The following is a 14,748-nucleotide window of genomic DNA, read 5'->3' on the forward strand; positions in this document are numbered from 1 at the left end:
TTACGGCCCTTCCACTTGTTCGAATTGCTGCTGTATTTGCGTTTGTGAATCAGTTGATTGCTGCTCACTCGCTTGATTAGATGTTTCGTCTAATTGTTGCTGTTCACGCTCTGAGACTGAGCGAACCTCAAGTAGCTTAAACTGCACCTGCCAGCCTTTTAAATCCTCTAATTCAGTTGCTTTTACTTCACCATCGAATTTAGCTTTACGGATCTTATATGCTTCAGCTAAATCATTGTTAATCGTATAGACTGTTCGTGCGCCGTTTTCATCTAATGCTTTGGCTTTTGTGATGAGCGATGCCAGTTCATCACTATCAACAAATGCGATTTTTGTTTTGACGTTTAAAATACCAGGCTTTACTCCATTGTCTGAACTCAAAGCAAATGAACCGAAACCAGATAAATCGGAGCCAGCGAGCTTGATACCTGCGCTTACTTTAGTGTCATAACCTGGCACTTGCCAACCGTCAATTGATATCACAATACTTCCTTGATTTGATTCAGTTCGTCCAGTTCACCGACAAACAAACACAACGCCCAAAACTCTGATTCATCTCCCTGTTGTTCGACCTGGCGTGCCAGTGATTCAGCGCTAAGGCCTGTAAATAGTTGAGAACTAACCCCAGTGTTTTGGGGTGAAAATGATTGATTTAATCGTTCATCTCTTGCCGCTTTTAGCTCGACAATTTCGGCCAATGCGTCATCAATGTTTGAGATTAAAATTTGCGCTTGTTCATTGACGAGTGCCAGTTCTTCGCTGATTTGCTTTCTCTGTAATGGCTTTAAGCTTTGTAAGCTCAGCTCTTGCCATTCAAGGCTTTGACCCTGATAAATCACAAACTTGTCTCGTTCTAATGAACTAAGACTTTGTGCATATGATGCACATGTAACAAACTCTGGAATTGGACATACTGCATTAACTGTTTGAAGCTGTAACGCTAGCGCACCTGAGTTTGCGCTACTCGCACTGAGTAAAAGCCCATTGAATGATGTGGGACAACTAAGTCGTGTGCTATCTCTAAGCGCTTGAGCAAGCAAAACCGCGCCCGCTTGCATGTTGCAAGGGGCGGCGGTTTGGCTAAAGCACAATGTTAAGTTATGCATTGGGCACTTCAGGCCAGACGATGCTATCTGACACCTCAAATTTCTCAGGTATATCACGCAGAGCTTGTCTATATACACTCCATGCGTTTTTTTGTGCTTCTGACAGTGGGTAATCAGCTACTTGTGTCCAATCACTCGAACTTAATAGTTGGTCTCTTTTTTGGCGGATCTTTTGCCACTTTTCTTGCTCGATAGCGTTTTTAATAACACTAATTGGTATACCAGCCATAAGTTGACCATCAGCAAAAAAGCCGTCTTCTCTAACGCCGTAATAATCTTTCCCTTGATAATTTATTCTATTCAAAATATACATTTACACTTCCATCCCGATCACATTAATTGCTCGTTGATTTGTATCACGAACTATATCTCCTACGACCAAATCCGCTGTTTTCGCCTCCTTATTTTTTGCTGACATCACTAACCCATTTGCTTCAACTGTTGCAACAGCGCCGCGTTTTAATAGCATTAAACCTTCAGACATGACGCCTTCAACCTCTAAACTATTTGTGACAAAACTTCCTACTGTGCCTGTGTTTGGATAAAGCAAAACAAAATGTGTGAAAATACCGTCGATAGCTTGGTTGTTGCAGCAGCTAAAGCTAATAGAGCTGTCAAAATTTAATCTAACTGGGCAGTTGTACGGATGCTGAAACGCCAGCTCATCAATGCTTTCAACGTCTGACCGATATGTAAGTGAGCTTGTATGAAGATACGAGTGATTTAAGTTGAAACCTACTAATTCAAATTTACTTGATGCATCAATTTGGATTTTTTTAAAAACTACATCTGTTTTTATCTTTCCTTGGCCTCTCAACATTACCCTTTTGTTTTCAACTTCAATATGCTCGTCGATAAAATGCCGCCCCTCATGAAGAATAATGTTCAACAAAGCGCCAGGAGGGAACGACTCAATTGCACATTTGATTGTTTTATATGTATGAAATGGTTTTGGATAATCAATATCTTCACCGATTTCATTTGATACATAAATAGTGGCTTCCATAATCTGACTAATAGCTGCAGGCAAATCACCCAACGCAATCTTAACTTTGCTGTCGATTTCAGACGTTTTATTTTCAACAACACTTGTCAATGCTTCGCATGCATCAACGGCTCTACCTAACAATTCTGTGCTCATAATTTAATGTCCTTATAAAATTGTTTTACAAATCGAGTCATGCTGTTTATCTGACTGACAGCTAAACTCACTTGAGTTTTATTGATTTCATCAATCTGTGGGGAGTAATCAAACATCCAAGACTGTGCTGGTATGGTGATTCGGGCCAGCGCTGCGGCGGCTGCAAACTTGAGCACAAACGAGCGGTTATGGACATTATTCACTCCTTTACGCTTGCGCTGCATTGGTAAATAATCTACTGCCAAAAGCAAGCCGGTGTCTGTCACAAGCCCTATCCAGTTGTAATCAAAGTCTCCAATGTCTTGCTCTAGAATAACCGCCCAAGCTACGGTGTTATCATCCACTTTGCCTTCTACGTCGATATTGCGACGATGCACAATTTGTAAGCTTGGCGGCAAGGTTTCATTAGGGTTTCGTGTCGCGTGTTCATTTAAATTGGGGATGTTAGCGAACACCATTTCAACGATGTTTAAACCGTGATTATTTAAAGCGCTTGTTGCTATATGCGCTTTACCTGCGTTTGTAATAATCCCTGTAATTATTTGGCTCATAATATCGCGTGGCTTATACCACCCTCCTTGCCGATAAATCCATATTTATGTTGCGCTTCTATAGCATGCTGAAGCCTAAAATTAGTTGCTAAAAGTGGTGTAGTTGCAACCCTGCTATCTAATCCTAAAAAACAATTCAAACACTCAATATCTAACGAGTTCTCTACATCATGTTTAAGTGGTAATAAAGGCGCTGTACTAGATTCATTCTGTAGCACTACAAAGCCATGGCTGTATTGCTGAGTTGCTTGATTTTTGGCTTGTAAATGTAATGCATGCGGTACATGACAGTTATCCCATTGCACATGTGTGCTACCCAACGCTAGCGAGACCTCCGCTTTATTGTGTACAGTCAATTCATAACGCCGACATGTTCGCCCATAGAGCTGTATTAGCTCTGGCAGTAAATTGTTATTGTTTGCAAGGGCGTTGTCAGTTACATCAATAGCTATAATGTCCCAGTCTCGCCCGTCTATACGTTCACGTACGTTCAAGACTTCAATATCAAGTCGCGCAAAAATATCTTTGACGCTCGCGAACTCGCCCGCGTCAATCGTGTTTACCAGTGCGTGCTGAACACGTTTTCGGTATAGTTCAAGCGGCTCGTCAGGCAGGCGGTCGGTTAAGCGCTCCCAAGCCAAAAAGCTTAAGATCGGCTCTTCGTTCTGCTGTTCGTCTTTTTGATTCACAGCCCACATGACAAATTCACTGGTTTTATTCCAGTAGCCGGTAGCAGCTTTTACTAATTTTTCGGCATAGCCTTTGTTTAACCAAGTTGCAATTTGATTAGCCACGAGTCACCTCCAAATTGCCCAAAGTAGGTAACCAATTTTGAGCTTGAATATCGCCGATGTTGATCCGAATTGATTTGAGCTGTTCAAACTCTTCGTGCAACTCGCTGATCAACTGGCTGATTGAGAACACCGAATTATGATTTACACGTGTTGGTGAATACGCCGCATTTTTACGAAATGCAGACTCAATAAAATTGATCAGCTGTGATTGAATGTCACTGTTAGTATGTAGTGTATATACAACGGATATATTGAATGTTTGCGTTGGCATCGCATATACAATCACATCATCACCAAGGCCGTGGTGGCCGCTTTGACGAATATGGCGATTTATAGTTTCTAGTAATGCACTTGGTACAGTACCAACATCTAAATAAATATACGCGTTTGCGGTACCCGCACCGCGCGGCCCACTTGTTTCAATTTCAATGTTGTCAATCGGCACATGAAAGCCCGAAATGATCTGTTTGTACACATCATTGGTGTGCCAACGTGCAGCGGTACCAAACACGTTTCGAATACGCTCCCGGTAACTCTCGGTACCTTCTTCGTCTGCACCTGGTTGTAACAACCAGTCATCTAAATTGGTAACCGAAATACCGTCTTGTTGTTCTAAAAAGTAGCGATAAGAATGTGCTGGTAAATTGAACGCAGCTCCTACTTCTATAGCCTCTGCTAATGCATTGACGGTGCTAACCCCATCATGAAAATTAACGTCTTGTAATAGTGTTAGTTCGTAGGTTTTTGAACCAATCACATCCGTAGTGATCACCGTGCCTGCAACGACAGAGCTTTCCCCCTCGCTATTTTGGCGTGAAAACGCAAGCAAACCACGTGCTTTTACACCAGCTTGAATAAACACATTTCGGCTGGGCCCATGCTTTTCAATGAGTGCATCTCGACTTGCGGTCATAATAAATAAATCCGGCATAACACGTTCAGCCACCCACACAAACAGTTTAACGACAGGTTTGGTGATCAGCGCTTCAATCGTGCGCCAGAATGGGCCAAATGGGGAGTCATTGACTACCGTGATATTTTGATTTTTAAGCTCTTCACGCCATTGCTCGGCGGCTTTTTCTTCTGTCAGAGGTAAACCCGCATCTTTCATCAAGGACTTAAATTTCACAATAGCCCCCGTACTGTCTTGTTTTTGCGTCAATCGATAATCCGTTATCTGTTCTTGTTATTTTGATGGTGCCTGGCTTTAATCTGTCGTCTTTTTCAATAAGTAATTCAAGCTCGGTCAGAATTGGCTTAATACCGTTTTCATTGCGCAGCCCAACAAGCTTTACAAGCAAACCACTTTCTAAAATGCGGTGCTTAATGTCTTGAGCGATTACGTCTGCTTTTTGTAATATTGCAGGACTAAGAGAGTCATTAAGCACAAAGTCCCCATCGACAACGTTTAAATCTATATGCAATTGGATATCGTCAAATATCATCATGAGGCCAGCTCCAATACATCCTCAAATGTGCTGTTTATGTCATCAGTTTTTACAGTTAAGTTGTCGATGTGCACATTCCTTGAATTGTCGCTGCTAGCATTACTAGAACTAAAATTATTCGTTTGAGCTAGCTGCTGTAAAAACTCTGATTTTCTAGGCTTTGCAATATAATTTGTATTGAGCTCAGTTTGCTCTTGCTCTATTGATTGTGCGTTTTGTTCAATAATGTGACTTTGGGCATTGTTAGTAATTCCGTGATCTAAATAAGCCAATTGAGTATTTTGCGTTAATGCTTGTTGTGCACCCAATGCATAGTGATTGCTATTAGCCACATTATGATTAGATAAAACTTGTGCATTGAGTGGGATCTCATTACTTGGGAGTGATTGATTTACTTCACTTACTTTTGAAATTGGTGTGTTAGTAAAATTGGCTGTCTGTGCTTGTTCAATTGCTGCAAAGCTTTGTTGCGTGCTGCTGGTATCGTTAGACACTTGAGCGTTTAAAAGCGCTACAACGTTATTTGGTAAAACATTGGTCGATTGCGAAGACAATGCACCACTTTGAGCTTGTTCAAGTACTTGATTAGTTAGCAATACTTGATAAACGTTAGAGTTATTGGCAAGTGTCGAAACTTGTCCATTTGCTAATGAGCTTTGCTCTAAATTTTGCAGTGAATGATTTTGAACATGTGGGATCATATGTCCCGTCACTTGCATAGCTGAGCTTGGCTGCTGGCTTATCTTCTGTACTTCTTCATCATCACTGAAAAAGTCGATTACCATGTTTAAAATTCCATTGTCTGCAACGGATTTCAAAAACCCGGTGACGCTGGCTGAGATATCACTAAAGAACCTAAAGAATGCGCTGACTTTTGAAAATACACCATCAAATACACTTGAGATAAATTCGCCAATACCTGAGAACACGGCGGCAATGGGTTCATACACCGCCATAAATGCAGATGTAATAAAGCTCGTTACTGTGCCGACTACTTCACCAATAAAACTAAATGCAGGGACAACAAAGTCATAGATTGCTGAGCCGATAGATTTGATCTGATACCAAATTATTTGCAGCGGTAAAGTGATCAAATCGAACGCAACACGCATCCCCTGCCAAAGCATTGAATTATCAGCCCACTCATTAAATGCGGCCGATATCTCATCAAAATAATAAACAAGTACTGATACGGCTGCGATTGCAGCAACAACACCTACAACCACCCACGTTATGGGGTTTGCAAACAATGCTGCTGAGAACCCCCAAGCTGCCGTTGTTGCCATTCCCAACTTAGATGCAACTAGGCCAAGTGTTCCAACAATCCCCATGTTTTTTAGTCTACTAAGCATGCCACCCGCAAATAACAGCGCATTGCCATAGTTTGCCGCTGCAAATGTTGCAGTACGTACCACCGCACTTTGAATAGCAAGAGCTGCCGTCCATGCTTTTGAAAATATGGTAGATAGGTTTGTCGCATATCCCGCTTGCAGCATAGTTAGACGATATAATCCAACTGCTGCGTTAACCGTGCCCGTGATCACAGTCAATCCGATGAGCCCTACAACAAGCGCCCCAACAACACCAGTGAGCGTCGGGAATTCTTGAGTTAACCACACCACCCCTTGTAAAAGCTTTGCGAGCAAGTCAATGATGGGTTCAACAATGGGTAAAACCGCTTGCCCTAAGCTCACCAGCGCAGCATTGAGTGAGCCTCCGAATCTATCCCATGCGCTGCCCATGGCGTCAGCCATTTCAACAGCGACGCCCATGTCTGAAATATTTGAGAGCTGGTTAATGTTGTTCTCAAGTTGTTCAACTTGTGGCATGAGCTGTTTAATCAGTGCTACCGCTTCTTTGGTTCCAAAGGCTTTGCGTAATGCATCACTTTCAGCAACGGTATCAATCAAACCAAATTTTTCATGAAGTCGGTTCATCACATCAACCATGGGCAACATACGCCCCTGTGCGTCAGTGAGTTGTATACCAAGCTTTTGTTGGGCCTTACCAACGCCGCCTAAAAATGCGCGATATTTGGTTCCCGCTTCGCTGCCCGACATGGTAGCTTGCAATTGACCAAGTACGGCCATTGACTCGTTCATTGTTATACCGTGGGAATTGGCCTCTGCTCCCAACGTGCTGAAAGCCCCTGCCATTTCTGAACCCGTAGTTTTGAACATGCGAACTGACGCGGCGGTTTGCCCTGTGAGCATTTGGATCCATTCGGATTTGCCGACTTCTTTCGCCGTGTCTTGGTAAATACCATACATTGTGCCGAAATAATCGGTAGTTGTGGCGGCGTCTGATTTGGTACCTTTTGCAAGAATGGAAGATGACTCAGTAAACTGGGCTAATTCTTTACCAGTGAGACCACTGATAGCGGATTGAATGTCGTAAGAACTGCGAATAACTTCGGCAGTATTACCGCCATAGTTACTCACAAAATTCATTGCTGTGTTATTCAATTGGGTCAGTGCTTGGTTAGACACATCAAGTGATTGCACTTCACCAAGTGCTGCTTGTGCTTCAATTGCAGGATTGAGCGAGCCAACTAGCATCATTGCCCCGCCCGCGGCACTCATTAAGCCACCTGATAACTGCTCTTTAGCACTAGCGGCTTGTTCACTCAGTTGATTTATTTTGGACATGATCTTATTCACTGGGCCTGTGACTTTATCAATCAACCCAATCGAATATTGCAACTTGTCCATTTTACTAAGTGAACTCATAGTATCCCTACTCGTCGCCGTTTAACGCCATGCAAATACCGTTGTTAACTGCAACGGTTAGCAACTCCTGTTGCTGTGTTTCTAAAAATAGTGCTTGCGCCAAGCTATCTTTTGTTATTCGCATACTTCCAAAGTGTTTTACATGGTATGCGAATAATTGCTCTACCTTATTTTGCTTTATTCTTCTTGCTCGACGCTCGATTTCTTTACTGTGAAATTAAACTCCGGCTGGTAATCTTCAATAATGGTCCCAACCAGATGAAGCGCCGCACCTGGCAATTCTAGTAACTGTTTTAACTGATTGGCCTGCTCCTTTTGAACAACACTCATTAAGAAATTCGTCGCAGGCTGAATTTTGTTTGTAGGTGTCACACTATTAATGTATTTGTTGTATGCCTGCGCAGTAACATAGAACTTGTAGTCGATGTCACCGTGTGATACTTCAATTTTCATGTTTTTCATTTCTTTTCTGTCCTTGTAGTTGATTTTGATCCAATAGCGTATAGCTGAAAATGTTGCCGTAGATAGCACCAGACTGAACGCAAAGTTCAATAAATTCGTCATACTCAGCGGGATTAGCCAAAACTTGACACCCTGCGGACCACTTATCAACGCGCTTTGATTCAGTATGTGCACTAGCTCGATGACAATTAATGCCAAAATAACCTTCTTGTAACTCAGCACTTCTAATATCAGTTTCAAGCTCGTCATTTTTGTCATTGTCCCTGAGTACGATCACTGGCTTATTTTGTACAAGTGCGCGGTATTTACCTTGGTGATAGCCGAGCTTCCATAAGCTACGATGTTGACCTGGCACCAGTACCGCTGTGCCGTCGATATTCATCGGGTTTTTGCGCCAATATGTTCCTGCATCAGTTGTGGCTTTATACTGCTTTAACTGCCACTTTTTATCTTTCTGATACAATACACAGATCACATCATTGAATGTGTTTGCTCTCGTATTTGCTGCACGAACACCAATAATGTTTAAGTTGAGTTCGCCTTCGAATACCTTGAATTTGCTCGCGGTCATCGCTTCAAGCAGCGAATCGACTGTGATTTTGCCAAGCGCTAACATCATAGGTTCCTTACTTCATCAGCCGTTAAATAAGGAACGCCGTTGATATGCACAAAATCTGGTGAAGTAATTGGGCACTTAACAGCGAACAAGTTCTCTTCACCACCTTCCGCTTTGATGTTGAGAAGCTCTTCGAGTTGAGGCATACAACCAAAGGCATCAACATTTAAATCCCCTGCGGCAACGCTTGCTGTAAATGACACATCAAACGGTTCTATCCCTTTCCAGCTTCCAGCTAGCCGCGCTTGGGCTTGGAGTAATAAGAAGTTTTGGTGATCTAACTTTAGTGTCACTTCACCTTCCACTGGGCCATCTATGTAACCTGCGGGAACACCTCTGACATATTTTACTTTACGGTTATCAGTTATCTTTACAGTGGCCTCTGAAACAATAATCATTGAATTGCCAGCAAATATATCAAAGTCCTTGCCGCCGAGTACTTTCCTAGTCATCTATTGATCTCCTTATTTGTCAAGCATAATGCCGACGATGATGGTGTTGGGCGACTCTATCGGCTTCACTTTCAATGTGACTTGCAACGTCGTTTCGTTGAGAAAATTCAGATTGATGCTATCGTCCGTAGGGGCATCAATTAAGCCGGGGAATTTGTCAGCGCCCAGATCTACCGACTTACTCATATCAAGCAGCGGTTTACCTAATTTTCGTGCGCCATAAGCAATGCCTGATGGACTGTTGTTCAGTTGGCGATTTTTGATTTCATAAATTGCTTTGACCCGCACCTGGCGCGCAGCCATATCAACAATACGAGCATTTTCCAGCTTCTGAAAATCTCCGCCTTCCGCGTCCAGTAAATTGGCATCACCAAAATACACACCATCAAAATCCGCATAAAACTGAGTGCAACTGAATCGAGCACTGTCTAATGCAGCCGTAATTGAATTTGTAAGTGGAGTGCCGTTTTTGTCTGTTGGCAATGGCATCAAAGACATAGCACCTGTTTGTGTACGCATTGGGCTGTCTGCAATGGTTACTGAGCGTTTGCATAAACGGCCAACTAGCCCGCCAAGTTCGTCACCAAATAACAGCGGGACAACGCCAACACGGTCTGCGGCCACGCCATCAATCAGTGGCTTTAGAGCCGTGACTAATTCACTCCATGATTGATTGCCAGAAAGACCCGGCGCTGCGACCAACAATCGAATAAACCGAGCGTGACCCGATAAGATTTCGAGCCCTTTGGCTTGATAAGCTTCAACCTCGGCTTTGCCTGTCACTGGTGTACAGATAACAATGAGTTCGGGGCTAATGTCTTGGTCCATCGCTTTATCAATCAACGCATGAATGTTGTCACCTGCTCCGTGTGAGACTGCATAACCACTCACTAAATCGTCGCCATTGCGTAGCCATGCTTGAATTTGCGTTTTTAGCGGCGAATCAGATTCACCCAATAGCACGTCAAAATCACTTTGTGCATTAATCGGTTGAATTTGCCCATTATTCGTTGGGGCTTCACCGATGAATAGCACCGACCTTTCAACCTCTTTTACCGCTCCGCTGCCTTTTTGCTGTGCAGCAACAGAAACTTTTCCCTGTGCCATAATTTGTCCTTACGCCACTTGCATGGCTTTGTTTAATATAAAGCTTTGGTGATCTCTAAACTCTTTTTTTGACTCACCTAAAAATGAGCGGGCGGGCAAATCAATTTGCCATTTGCTCTTACTTGAGCTGCCCTTTAATTCTCGCAAAATGAATCCCGCTTGGTTCTGCGTCAGATTCGCTTGTATCCACTTCAGCGATGGGTTTTTAGAGCCCTTACCCCTGTTTCGTGGGATTTTGTAGCCTGCATTTCTCAATGCAATTGCTTGTCTCTTGGTTGCCATGCCGCTTTTGTTTTGTGCGCCTGTGTTAGTTGTTGGTGTTGCATTTAAACTCGCTCCTATTTGGTGTGCTGAAGCTATTTTTCCTGTCTTACTTCCCTTGAAATATACTTTCGCATTGTTAGGCCCAAACCTAATTTGCATATGCTTTTTAAGCTTAACGAGCATCTTCTTTTTTTTGCCATTTGCTCGTGCTTGCCAGCTTTGGCCTGACAAACCTTGCTCTTTTTGAATGCGTTTTCGCGATGATTTACGAACATCACGAATAACCGATCTTAAAATGTTGCGCCGCTTTTGCGGCTTTAGCATCAAGAACTCTAATTGCTCAATGCTTTGGCCTTCATCGAAATGGACTTTAAGCACTTGCCACCTGTGCATCTAACTTGAACTGCTCAGCAATCCACAAGCTAGATTCACCAAAATCATAATTTTGCTTTCCTATTACAAACGGCCCATTTTCAGTAAGCACAAGTTCAATATCTTCGTGTAACTCTGCAATAGTGAGTTCAAAATCCGACGATTTGTCATCGTTCATGTCATTTGAAAACTCGAAGCTATTACTGTCATATCGTTCTAAATTCTCCTGAATCCAGCACGCAACAAATGTACTAACAAGCGCAGATGGCGCGTAACACGGATTAATAGAAATCGTTCCTTGATACGCAAACCGCGCGGCAATGATCCCATTACCATCTTTACGTGTTGAACATGGTTCGACTATCCCACCCTCAGTCCAGCAATCAAACGCTTCAGGATTTGCCAGCAACCTCCCCTGATACTGGACCGACTGCAAAAAATCCTTTAGCTGCTCCAATTTGCTTTTCATATCAATTCCACCGATAAGCTTGGACTTAGCGCTCGAAGTAAGCTGATTTGATTGCGGTACTCACTATTCCAAAACTCAAAATTGTCTGACGCTAATTCATTTTGTGCATTTGCTCTATCACGATGCGAAGTACTTAGCTTTGATTTCAAACTTTTGGATTTAGCTAATGCATAAACCGCTGTTCTGTAGAACAGTATTTGTTGCTCATCGAGAGGTGTACCATTAGTTAATACAGCTTCTTTGAGTTCGTTGTTAACTTCGGTTCGTGACTCTGTGAGAATACTAACCAACGTTTTTTCGTCGTTCGCAATTTCAGAGGGGATCGCATAGCGTTTTATAAAAAATGCCGTTTCCAAATCTGGATAATATCCATCACCTGGCACCACAATGTTATGTAATTGCTGGTCGGCCATTGGCATATTGCTAATATTCATAACCCCTCCTATTGGGTGCAGGATAGGCTTAGACTTACAAATGTTATCTAGTGAAACAAAGTAAGCTAAGCTTCCTGCGGCTGCGATTGAGTCGTTTCTTTTCGCTCATCTGTAGCGTATTTCTTTTCGAGCTTTTCGAGCGCTATTTTTACACCAGCTTTGTCATTGATTTTCTGCGCTAGTCGACCATACCGAATGGCATTACCAAAGTTGTTTTGTGCTGCTTCCAACTTCATCGCAATTGCATACAGCTTACCGCCTGCAATTTCGCGCCCAGTCCAGTCATGGTCTTTAACAACATCAATGATTCTGGCGAGGATGAAAGCTGTATATGCTTGGTCGTCGCTATTACACTTGTTGTTTAGAAACCAATTAGCGTGTTCGTACACTTCACCAGCTAAAAATGATGCCCAGCTACCTGAATTAAATGGCAATGGCTGATTCTGTGATATCAACAAAGGAAATAACTCCAAAGCTTGATTCCACCTTTTCAAGTCAACTAACCAAATAAAAACACGAGCTAAAACCTTGTTTGGGAAGTGCTCTTGCCTAAGTCGATAACCGTTTATGTACCCCAGATAATCATTACGCTCTAAGGCCTGTGCTTTGTAATCGTGTTTGCGTGACAAGTCACCAAGCTTCTTTAGTTGAGCTAAGTCTGCGTTTATTGCAGCAGCAAATATGTCGTACTCACGATGCGATGTATTATCCGTTTGCACCACTTGCCTCTTGGCTGGCGCTTCTTCCATGTTGCTTTTAGGTACGCTACTCGCGTTTGCCAATAAATTCTTAACTAAGCTCATCTAAAAAAGCTCCTTTTGTGCCGCTGAACATATTCAGCGGCCTAAATAATCGACTAACTCCAATTGCCCTGATCATCTTTTTCGATTTTCACGGCTTCAGATTCGAAAAAGATTATTTTTTCTGGGTCTTCAATAAAATAACCATCATTGCGGCTGAGGTAGTCTTCAATCTGTTTTTTCTTCGGATTGTTCATCACATGAGTACGTGTTGAATCACGCTGTACGTAATGACTTAAGTTGTCAAAACTTGTAACAAGCACCCCTCTCGATGGGAAAAATGGAACTTGGTAAGAGTGCAGACCACCGTATGACTCTACGATTTGCGCCATTTCAATTTTGCTTTTCTCACTGGGTGTATGCGCATTTTTTGCGTACAGCTTGTTCTTGTCATGTGACGTCAGGTCATCACCAATGATTGCAATCAAGTTAGTACGTTTGTGAACAGGGATGCCGCTTTTTAAATCATTTACAGCTTGGTCAAGGTTTTCATAGTCACCACCAGGGCCTATTCTAATCTCACCAGGTTGTTTACCATCTTTAATTGCTCTGTGCGCCGTTTCATTTCTGACTAATTGAAGCCAGCCAACATTTACATCTTGAAGCAATGGGTTCGCATTAATATCTGATTTGTCCTTGGCTTCAATACCATGCCAACCACATTTAATAATATCAAGCGCAATCATTTGTTTTACATGGTTACGATAGCGCTGCACAAAGTCTTTAAACCTTGCCCATGTATCTAGCGTATCCCAGCGGATATGGACGTCGCATTCAACTTCATAAAGGCGATACTCACGCTTACGCAAGCTTAAAACATCACGTGTTTGTCTTTCTGCGGTATCATCGGTCTCAACACCTGCACGTTGTGTTACGCCGCCATTTGCCCCCATAAAAACAGGTTGACCAACTTTGTCACGTACGAATGCTCGATTGATCCTAGTTAAGAACTCCGCTGATTCATAAATTTCGTCATACAATGCTTGTTCTACTGAAGGGCTTACATTGAATTGCTCTAGCATCGACGAAACGCCATAGCGGACAGCCATCCCCTTTAAAACTTCTTTAAATAATTTTGTAGTGTTCTCTCTCATAGTTGTCGCCCTCTAAAGCACGTTGTAAACGTTAGAATTACCTTCTGGTTCTTCATCTGCGGGAGTACGACCATGCGGCTTGTCCTTAAGCTCACTAAACTCTTGCTTAACCTCTTTGAGTTCATCAGCTAAAGAGTTGAGCTTTTCCATAAGCTCCGAGCTGTCGTCCTGCTGATTTGGTGGGCTTTGTTCACCATCTTTTTTAAATTTACTGAACTGAGCACTAAGTTCATCTAAAGTCGGCTTTAGAGCTTCAGCAACGGCTGAGCCCATCTGTTTTGCATCGTCTTCTGATAATGGCATTTTATCGTCCCTGTTGAATAAATGACCCAAAAAGCCTTTCTTCTTGGGCTGTTCCTGAATACCTAGATTGACTTGAAGAAGTGAAACATCCTTGTTTTCCTCGCGGTTTTCATCACTGAAATTTATACGGTCTGTATACAGGCTTGCAGGGTAATCAGTTACCGCAAGCCCAACTAAATAAGTCTTTTCTGTGCCCATAAAATCTGGGGTAATTTCGATACTAAAGTACACAGCTTGGTCAGCTTTATTTAGTTCAATGAACCCTTGATTAGGGGCCAAAACACCATACAAACATTGAACCCCTTCAGAGTTGGCTTTTTTCTCAACACTGATTACATCACCCAACATGCCAGGTATATCGATATTGTGAAGGTGTTTAGCTGCCCAGCCAGACCAATTGAACTCATGATCAAGATTGATTCGGGCTCCGTACATTCTCGGGTTGTACGTTGCGACAATGTCGTCAATATCTTTTTCCGTAATCTCACGACCATCTACTGTCATGCCAACAGCAGCAATGGCCAGAGGCTCTGTTCTCAATTGACTTGGCATTGAGGTTCCTATCTAATTTTCGTTTCCTTCAACTTGATTTCAGTTTGCCCCCTC

General features: G+C 42.6%; 20 protein-coding genes. All 20 read right to left on the reverse strand.

Going from position 1 to position 14,748, the window contains the following annotated elements; all coding sequences use genetic code 11:
* Positions 1-486, reverse strand: a complete 486-nt coding sequence (locus J8M00_RS10520; protein ID WP_211010373.1) for a hypothetical protein — start codon at positions 484-486, stop codon at positions 1-3.
* Entirely contained in the window at positions 480-1,106 is a 627-nt protein-coding gene (locus J8M00_RS10525) for a hypothetical protein (protein ID WP_211010200.1), read from the reverse strand. Before J8M00_RS10525 ends, J8M00_RS10520 begins: the two co-directional genes overlap by 7 nt.
* Positions 1,099-1,419, reverse strand: coding sequence for a tail fiber assembly protein (locus J8M00_RS10530; protein WP_247687321.1), 321 nt, complete (start codon positions 1,417-1,419; stop codon positions 1,099-1,101). The genes J8M00_RS10525 and J8M00_RS10530 overlap by 8 nt, the downstream gene beginning before the upstream one ends.
* Entirely contained in the window at positions 1,420-2,247 is an 828-nt protein-coding gene (locus tag J8M00_RS10535; protein ID WP_211010201.1) for a hypothetical protein, read from the reverse strand.
* Positions 2,244-2,798 (reverse strand): phage tail protein, encoded by a 555-nt coding sequence (locus J8M00_RS10540; protein ID WP_211010202.1) that lies wholly within the window; start codon positions 2,796-2,798, stop codon positions 2,244-2,246. The genes J8M00_RS10535 and J8M00_RS10540 overlap by 4 nt, the downstream gene beginning before the upstream one ends.
* Positions 2,795-3,592 carry a hypothetical protein gene (locus J8M00_RS10545; protein WP_211010203.1) on the reverse strand — a complete coding sequence of 266 codons (798 nt, stop codon included), beginning with the start codon at positions 3,590-3,592 and terminating at the stop codon, positions 2,795-2,797. Before J8M00_RS10545 ends, J8M00_RS10540 begins: the two co-directional genes overlap by 4 nt.
* On the reverse strand, positions 3,585-4,721 hold the full coding sequence (locus J8M00_RS10550; protein WP_211010204.1) for a baseplate J/gp47 family protein: 1,137 nt from the start codon (positions 4,719-4,721) through the stop codon (positions 3,585-3,587). The genes J8M00_RS10545 and J8M00_RS10550 overlap by 8 nt, the downstream gene beginning before the upstream one ends.
* Positions 4,711-5,040 carry a DUF2590 family protein gene (locus tag J8M00_RS10555; RefSeq protein WP_432652263.1) on the reverse strand — a complete coding sequence of 110 codons (330 nt, stop codon included), beginning with the start codon at positions 5,038-5,040 and terminating at the stop codon, positions 4,711-4,713. Before J8M00_RS10555 ends, J8M00_RS10550 begins: the two co-directional genes overlap by 11 nt.
* Positions 5,037-7,769, reverse strand: coding sequence for a phage tail tape measure protein (locus J8M00_RS10560; protein ID WP_211010205.1), 2,733 nt, complete (start codon positions 7,767-7,769; stop codon positions 5,037-5,039). The genes J8M00_RS10555 and J8M00_RS10560 overlap by 4 nt, the downstream gene beginning before the upstream one ends.
* Positions 7,770-7,776: 7 nt before the next feature.
* On the reverse strand, positions 7,777-7,893 hold the full coding sequence (locus J8M00_RS28685) for a DUF6890 family protein (protein WP_432652264.1): 117 nt from the start codon (positions 7,891-7,893) through the stop codon (positions 7,777-7,779).
* Positions 7,894-7,946: 53 nt separating this feature from the next.
* Positions 7,947-8,231, reverse strand: a complete 285-nt coding sequence (locus J8M00_RS10565; RefSeq protein ID WP_211010206.1) for a putative phage tail assembly chaperone — start codon at positions 8,229-8,231, stop codon at positions 7,947-7,949.
* Positions 8,212-8,850: a hypothetical protein gene (locus tag J8M00_RS10570; protein ID WP_211010207.1), complete on the reverse strand. Its 639-nt coding sequence runs from the start codon at positions 8,848-8,850 to the stop codon at positions 8,212-8,214. Before J8M00_RS10570 ends, J8M00_RS10565 begins: the two co-directional genes overlap by 20 nt.
* The gene (locus J8M00_RS10575) at positions 8,847-9,299 is read right to left on the reverse strand and encodes a phage protein (protein ID WP_211010208.1); all 453 of its coding nucleotides are present in this window, start codon (positions 9,297-9,299) and stop codon (positions 8,847-8,849) included. The genes J8M00_RS10570 and J8M00_RS10575 overlap by 4 nt, the downstream gene beginning before the upstream one ends.
* A 12-nt stretch (positions 9,300-9,311) precedes the next feature.
* The gene (locus J8M00_RS10580; RefSeq protein ID WP_211010209.1) at positions 9,312-10,406 is read right to left on the reverse strand and encodes a DUF2586 domain-containing protein; all 1,095 of its coding nucleotides are present in this window, start codon (positions 10,404-10,406) and stop codon (positions 9,312-9,314) included.
* Between the two features lie 9 nt (positions 10,407-10,415).
* A complete protein-coding gene (locus J8M00_RS10585) occupies positions 10,416-11,048 on the reverse strand; it encodes a phage virion morphogenesis protein (protein WP_211010210.1) in 633 nt (210 codons plus the stop codon).
* The gene (locus J8M00_RS10590; RefSeq protein WP_211010211.1) at positions 11,041-11,511 is read right to left on the reverse strand and encodes a phage tail protein; all 471 of its coding nucleotides are present in this window, start codon (positions 11,509-11,511) and stop codon (positions 11,041-11,043) included. Before J8M00_RS10590 ends, J8M00_RS10585 begins: the two co-directional genes overlap by 8 nt.
* On the reverse strand, positions 11,508-11,945 hold the full coding sequence (locus tag J8M00_RS10595; protein ID WP_211010212.1) for a head completion/stabilization protein: 438 nt from the start codon (positions 11,943-11,945) through the stop codon (positions 11,508-11,510). The genes J8M00_RS10590 and J8M00_RS10595 overlap by 4 nt, the downstream gene beginning before the upstream one ends.
* 65 nt (positions 11,946-12,010) lie before the next feature.
* Positions 12,011-12,748: a phage terminase small subunit gene (gpM, locus tag J8M00_RS10600; RefSeq protein ID WP_211010213.1), complete on the reverse strand. Its 738-nt coding sequence runs from the start codon at positions 12,746-12,748 to the stop codon at positions 12,011-12,013.
* Positions 12,749-12,801: 53 nt separating this feature from the next.
* Positions 12,802-13,839 (reverse strand): phage major capsid protein, P2 family, encoded by a 1,038-nt coding sequence (locus J8M00_RS10605; RefSeq protein ID WP_211010214.1) that lies wholly within the window; start codon positions 13,837-13,839, stop codon positions 12,802-12,804.
* A 12-nt stretch (positions 13,840-13,851) separates the two neighbouring features.
* On the reverse strand, positions 13,852-14,694 hold the full coding sequence (locus J8M00_RS10610; protein WP_211010215.1) for a GPO family capsid scaffolding protein: 843 nt from the start codon (positions 14,692-14,694) through the stop codon (positions 13,852-13,854).
* Positions 14,695-14,748: the final 54 nt, after the last annotated feature.

The sequence above is a fragment of the Pseudoalteromonas luteoviolacea genome (assembly GCF_018100925.1).
GTDB lineage: Bacteria > Pseudomonadota > Gammaproteobacteria > Enterobacterales > Alteromonadaceae > Pseudoalteromonas > Pseudoalteromonas obscura.

Coding starts and splice junctions, on each gene's coding strand:
- J8M00_RS10540 (WP_211010202.1), bottom strand. CDS start 2,798: ATGAGCCAAATAATTACAGGGATTATTACAAACGCAGGTAAAGCGCAT.
- J8M00_RS10610 (WP_211010215.1), bottom strand. CDS start 14,694: ATGCCAAGTCAATTGAGAACAGAGCCTCTGGCCATTGCTGCTGTTGGC.
- gpM (WP_211010213.1), bottom strand. CDS start 12,748: ATGAGCTTAGTTAAGAATTTATTGGCAAACGCGAGTAGCGTACCTAAA.
- J8M00_RS10530 (WP_247687321.1), bottom strand. CDS start 1,419: ATGTATATTTTGAATAGAATAAATTATCAAGGGAAAGATTATTACGGC.
- J8M00_RS10570 (WP_211010207.1), bottom strand. CDS start 8,850: ATGATGTTAGCGCTTGGCAAAATCACAGTCGATTCGCTGCTTGAAGCG.
- J8M00_RS10525 (WP_211010200.1), bottom strand. CDS start 1,106: ATGCATAACTTAACATTGTGCTTTAGCCAAACCGCCGCCCCTTGCAAC.
- J8M00_RS10595 (WP_211010212.1), bottom strand. CDS start 11,945: ATGAATATTAGCAATATGCCAATGGCCGACCAGCAATTACATAACATT.
- J8M00_RS10590 (WP_211010211.1), bottom strand. CDS start 11,511: ATGAAAAGCAAATTGGAGCAGCTAAAGGATTTTTTGCAGTCGGTCCAG.
- J8M00_RS10575 (WP_211010208.1), bottom strand. CDS start 9,299: ATGACTAGGAAAGTACTCGGCGGCAAGGACTTTGATATATTTGCTGGC.
- J8M00_RS10555 (WP_432652263.1), bottom strand. CDS start 5,040: ATGATGATATTTGACGATATCCAATTGCATATAGATTTAAACGTTGTC.
- J8M00_RS10535 (WP_211010201.1), bottom strand. CDS start 2,247: ATGAGCACAGAATTGTTAGGTAGAGCCGTTGATGCATGCGAAGCATTG.
- J8M00_RS10605 (WP_211010214.1), bottom strand. CDS start 13,839: ATGAGAGAGAACACTACAAAATTATTTAAAGAAGTTTTAAAGGGGATG.
- J8M00_RS28685 (WP_432652264.1), bottom strand. CDS start 7,893: ATGCGAATAACAAAAGATAGCTTGGCGCAAGCACTATTTTTAGAAACA.
- J8M00_RS10580 (WP_211010209.1), bottom strand. CDS start 10,406: ATGGCACAGGGAAAAGTTTCTGTTGCTGCACAGCAAAAAGGCAGCGGA.
- J8M00_RS10565 (WP_211010206.1), bottom strand. CDS start 8,231: ATGAAAAACATGAAAATTGAAGTATCACACGGTGACATCGACTACAAG.
- J8M00_RS10560 (WP_211010205.1), bottom strand. CDS start 7,769: ATGAGTTCACTTAGTAAAATGGACAAGTTGCAATATTCGATTGGGTTG.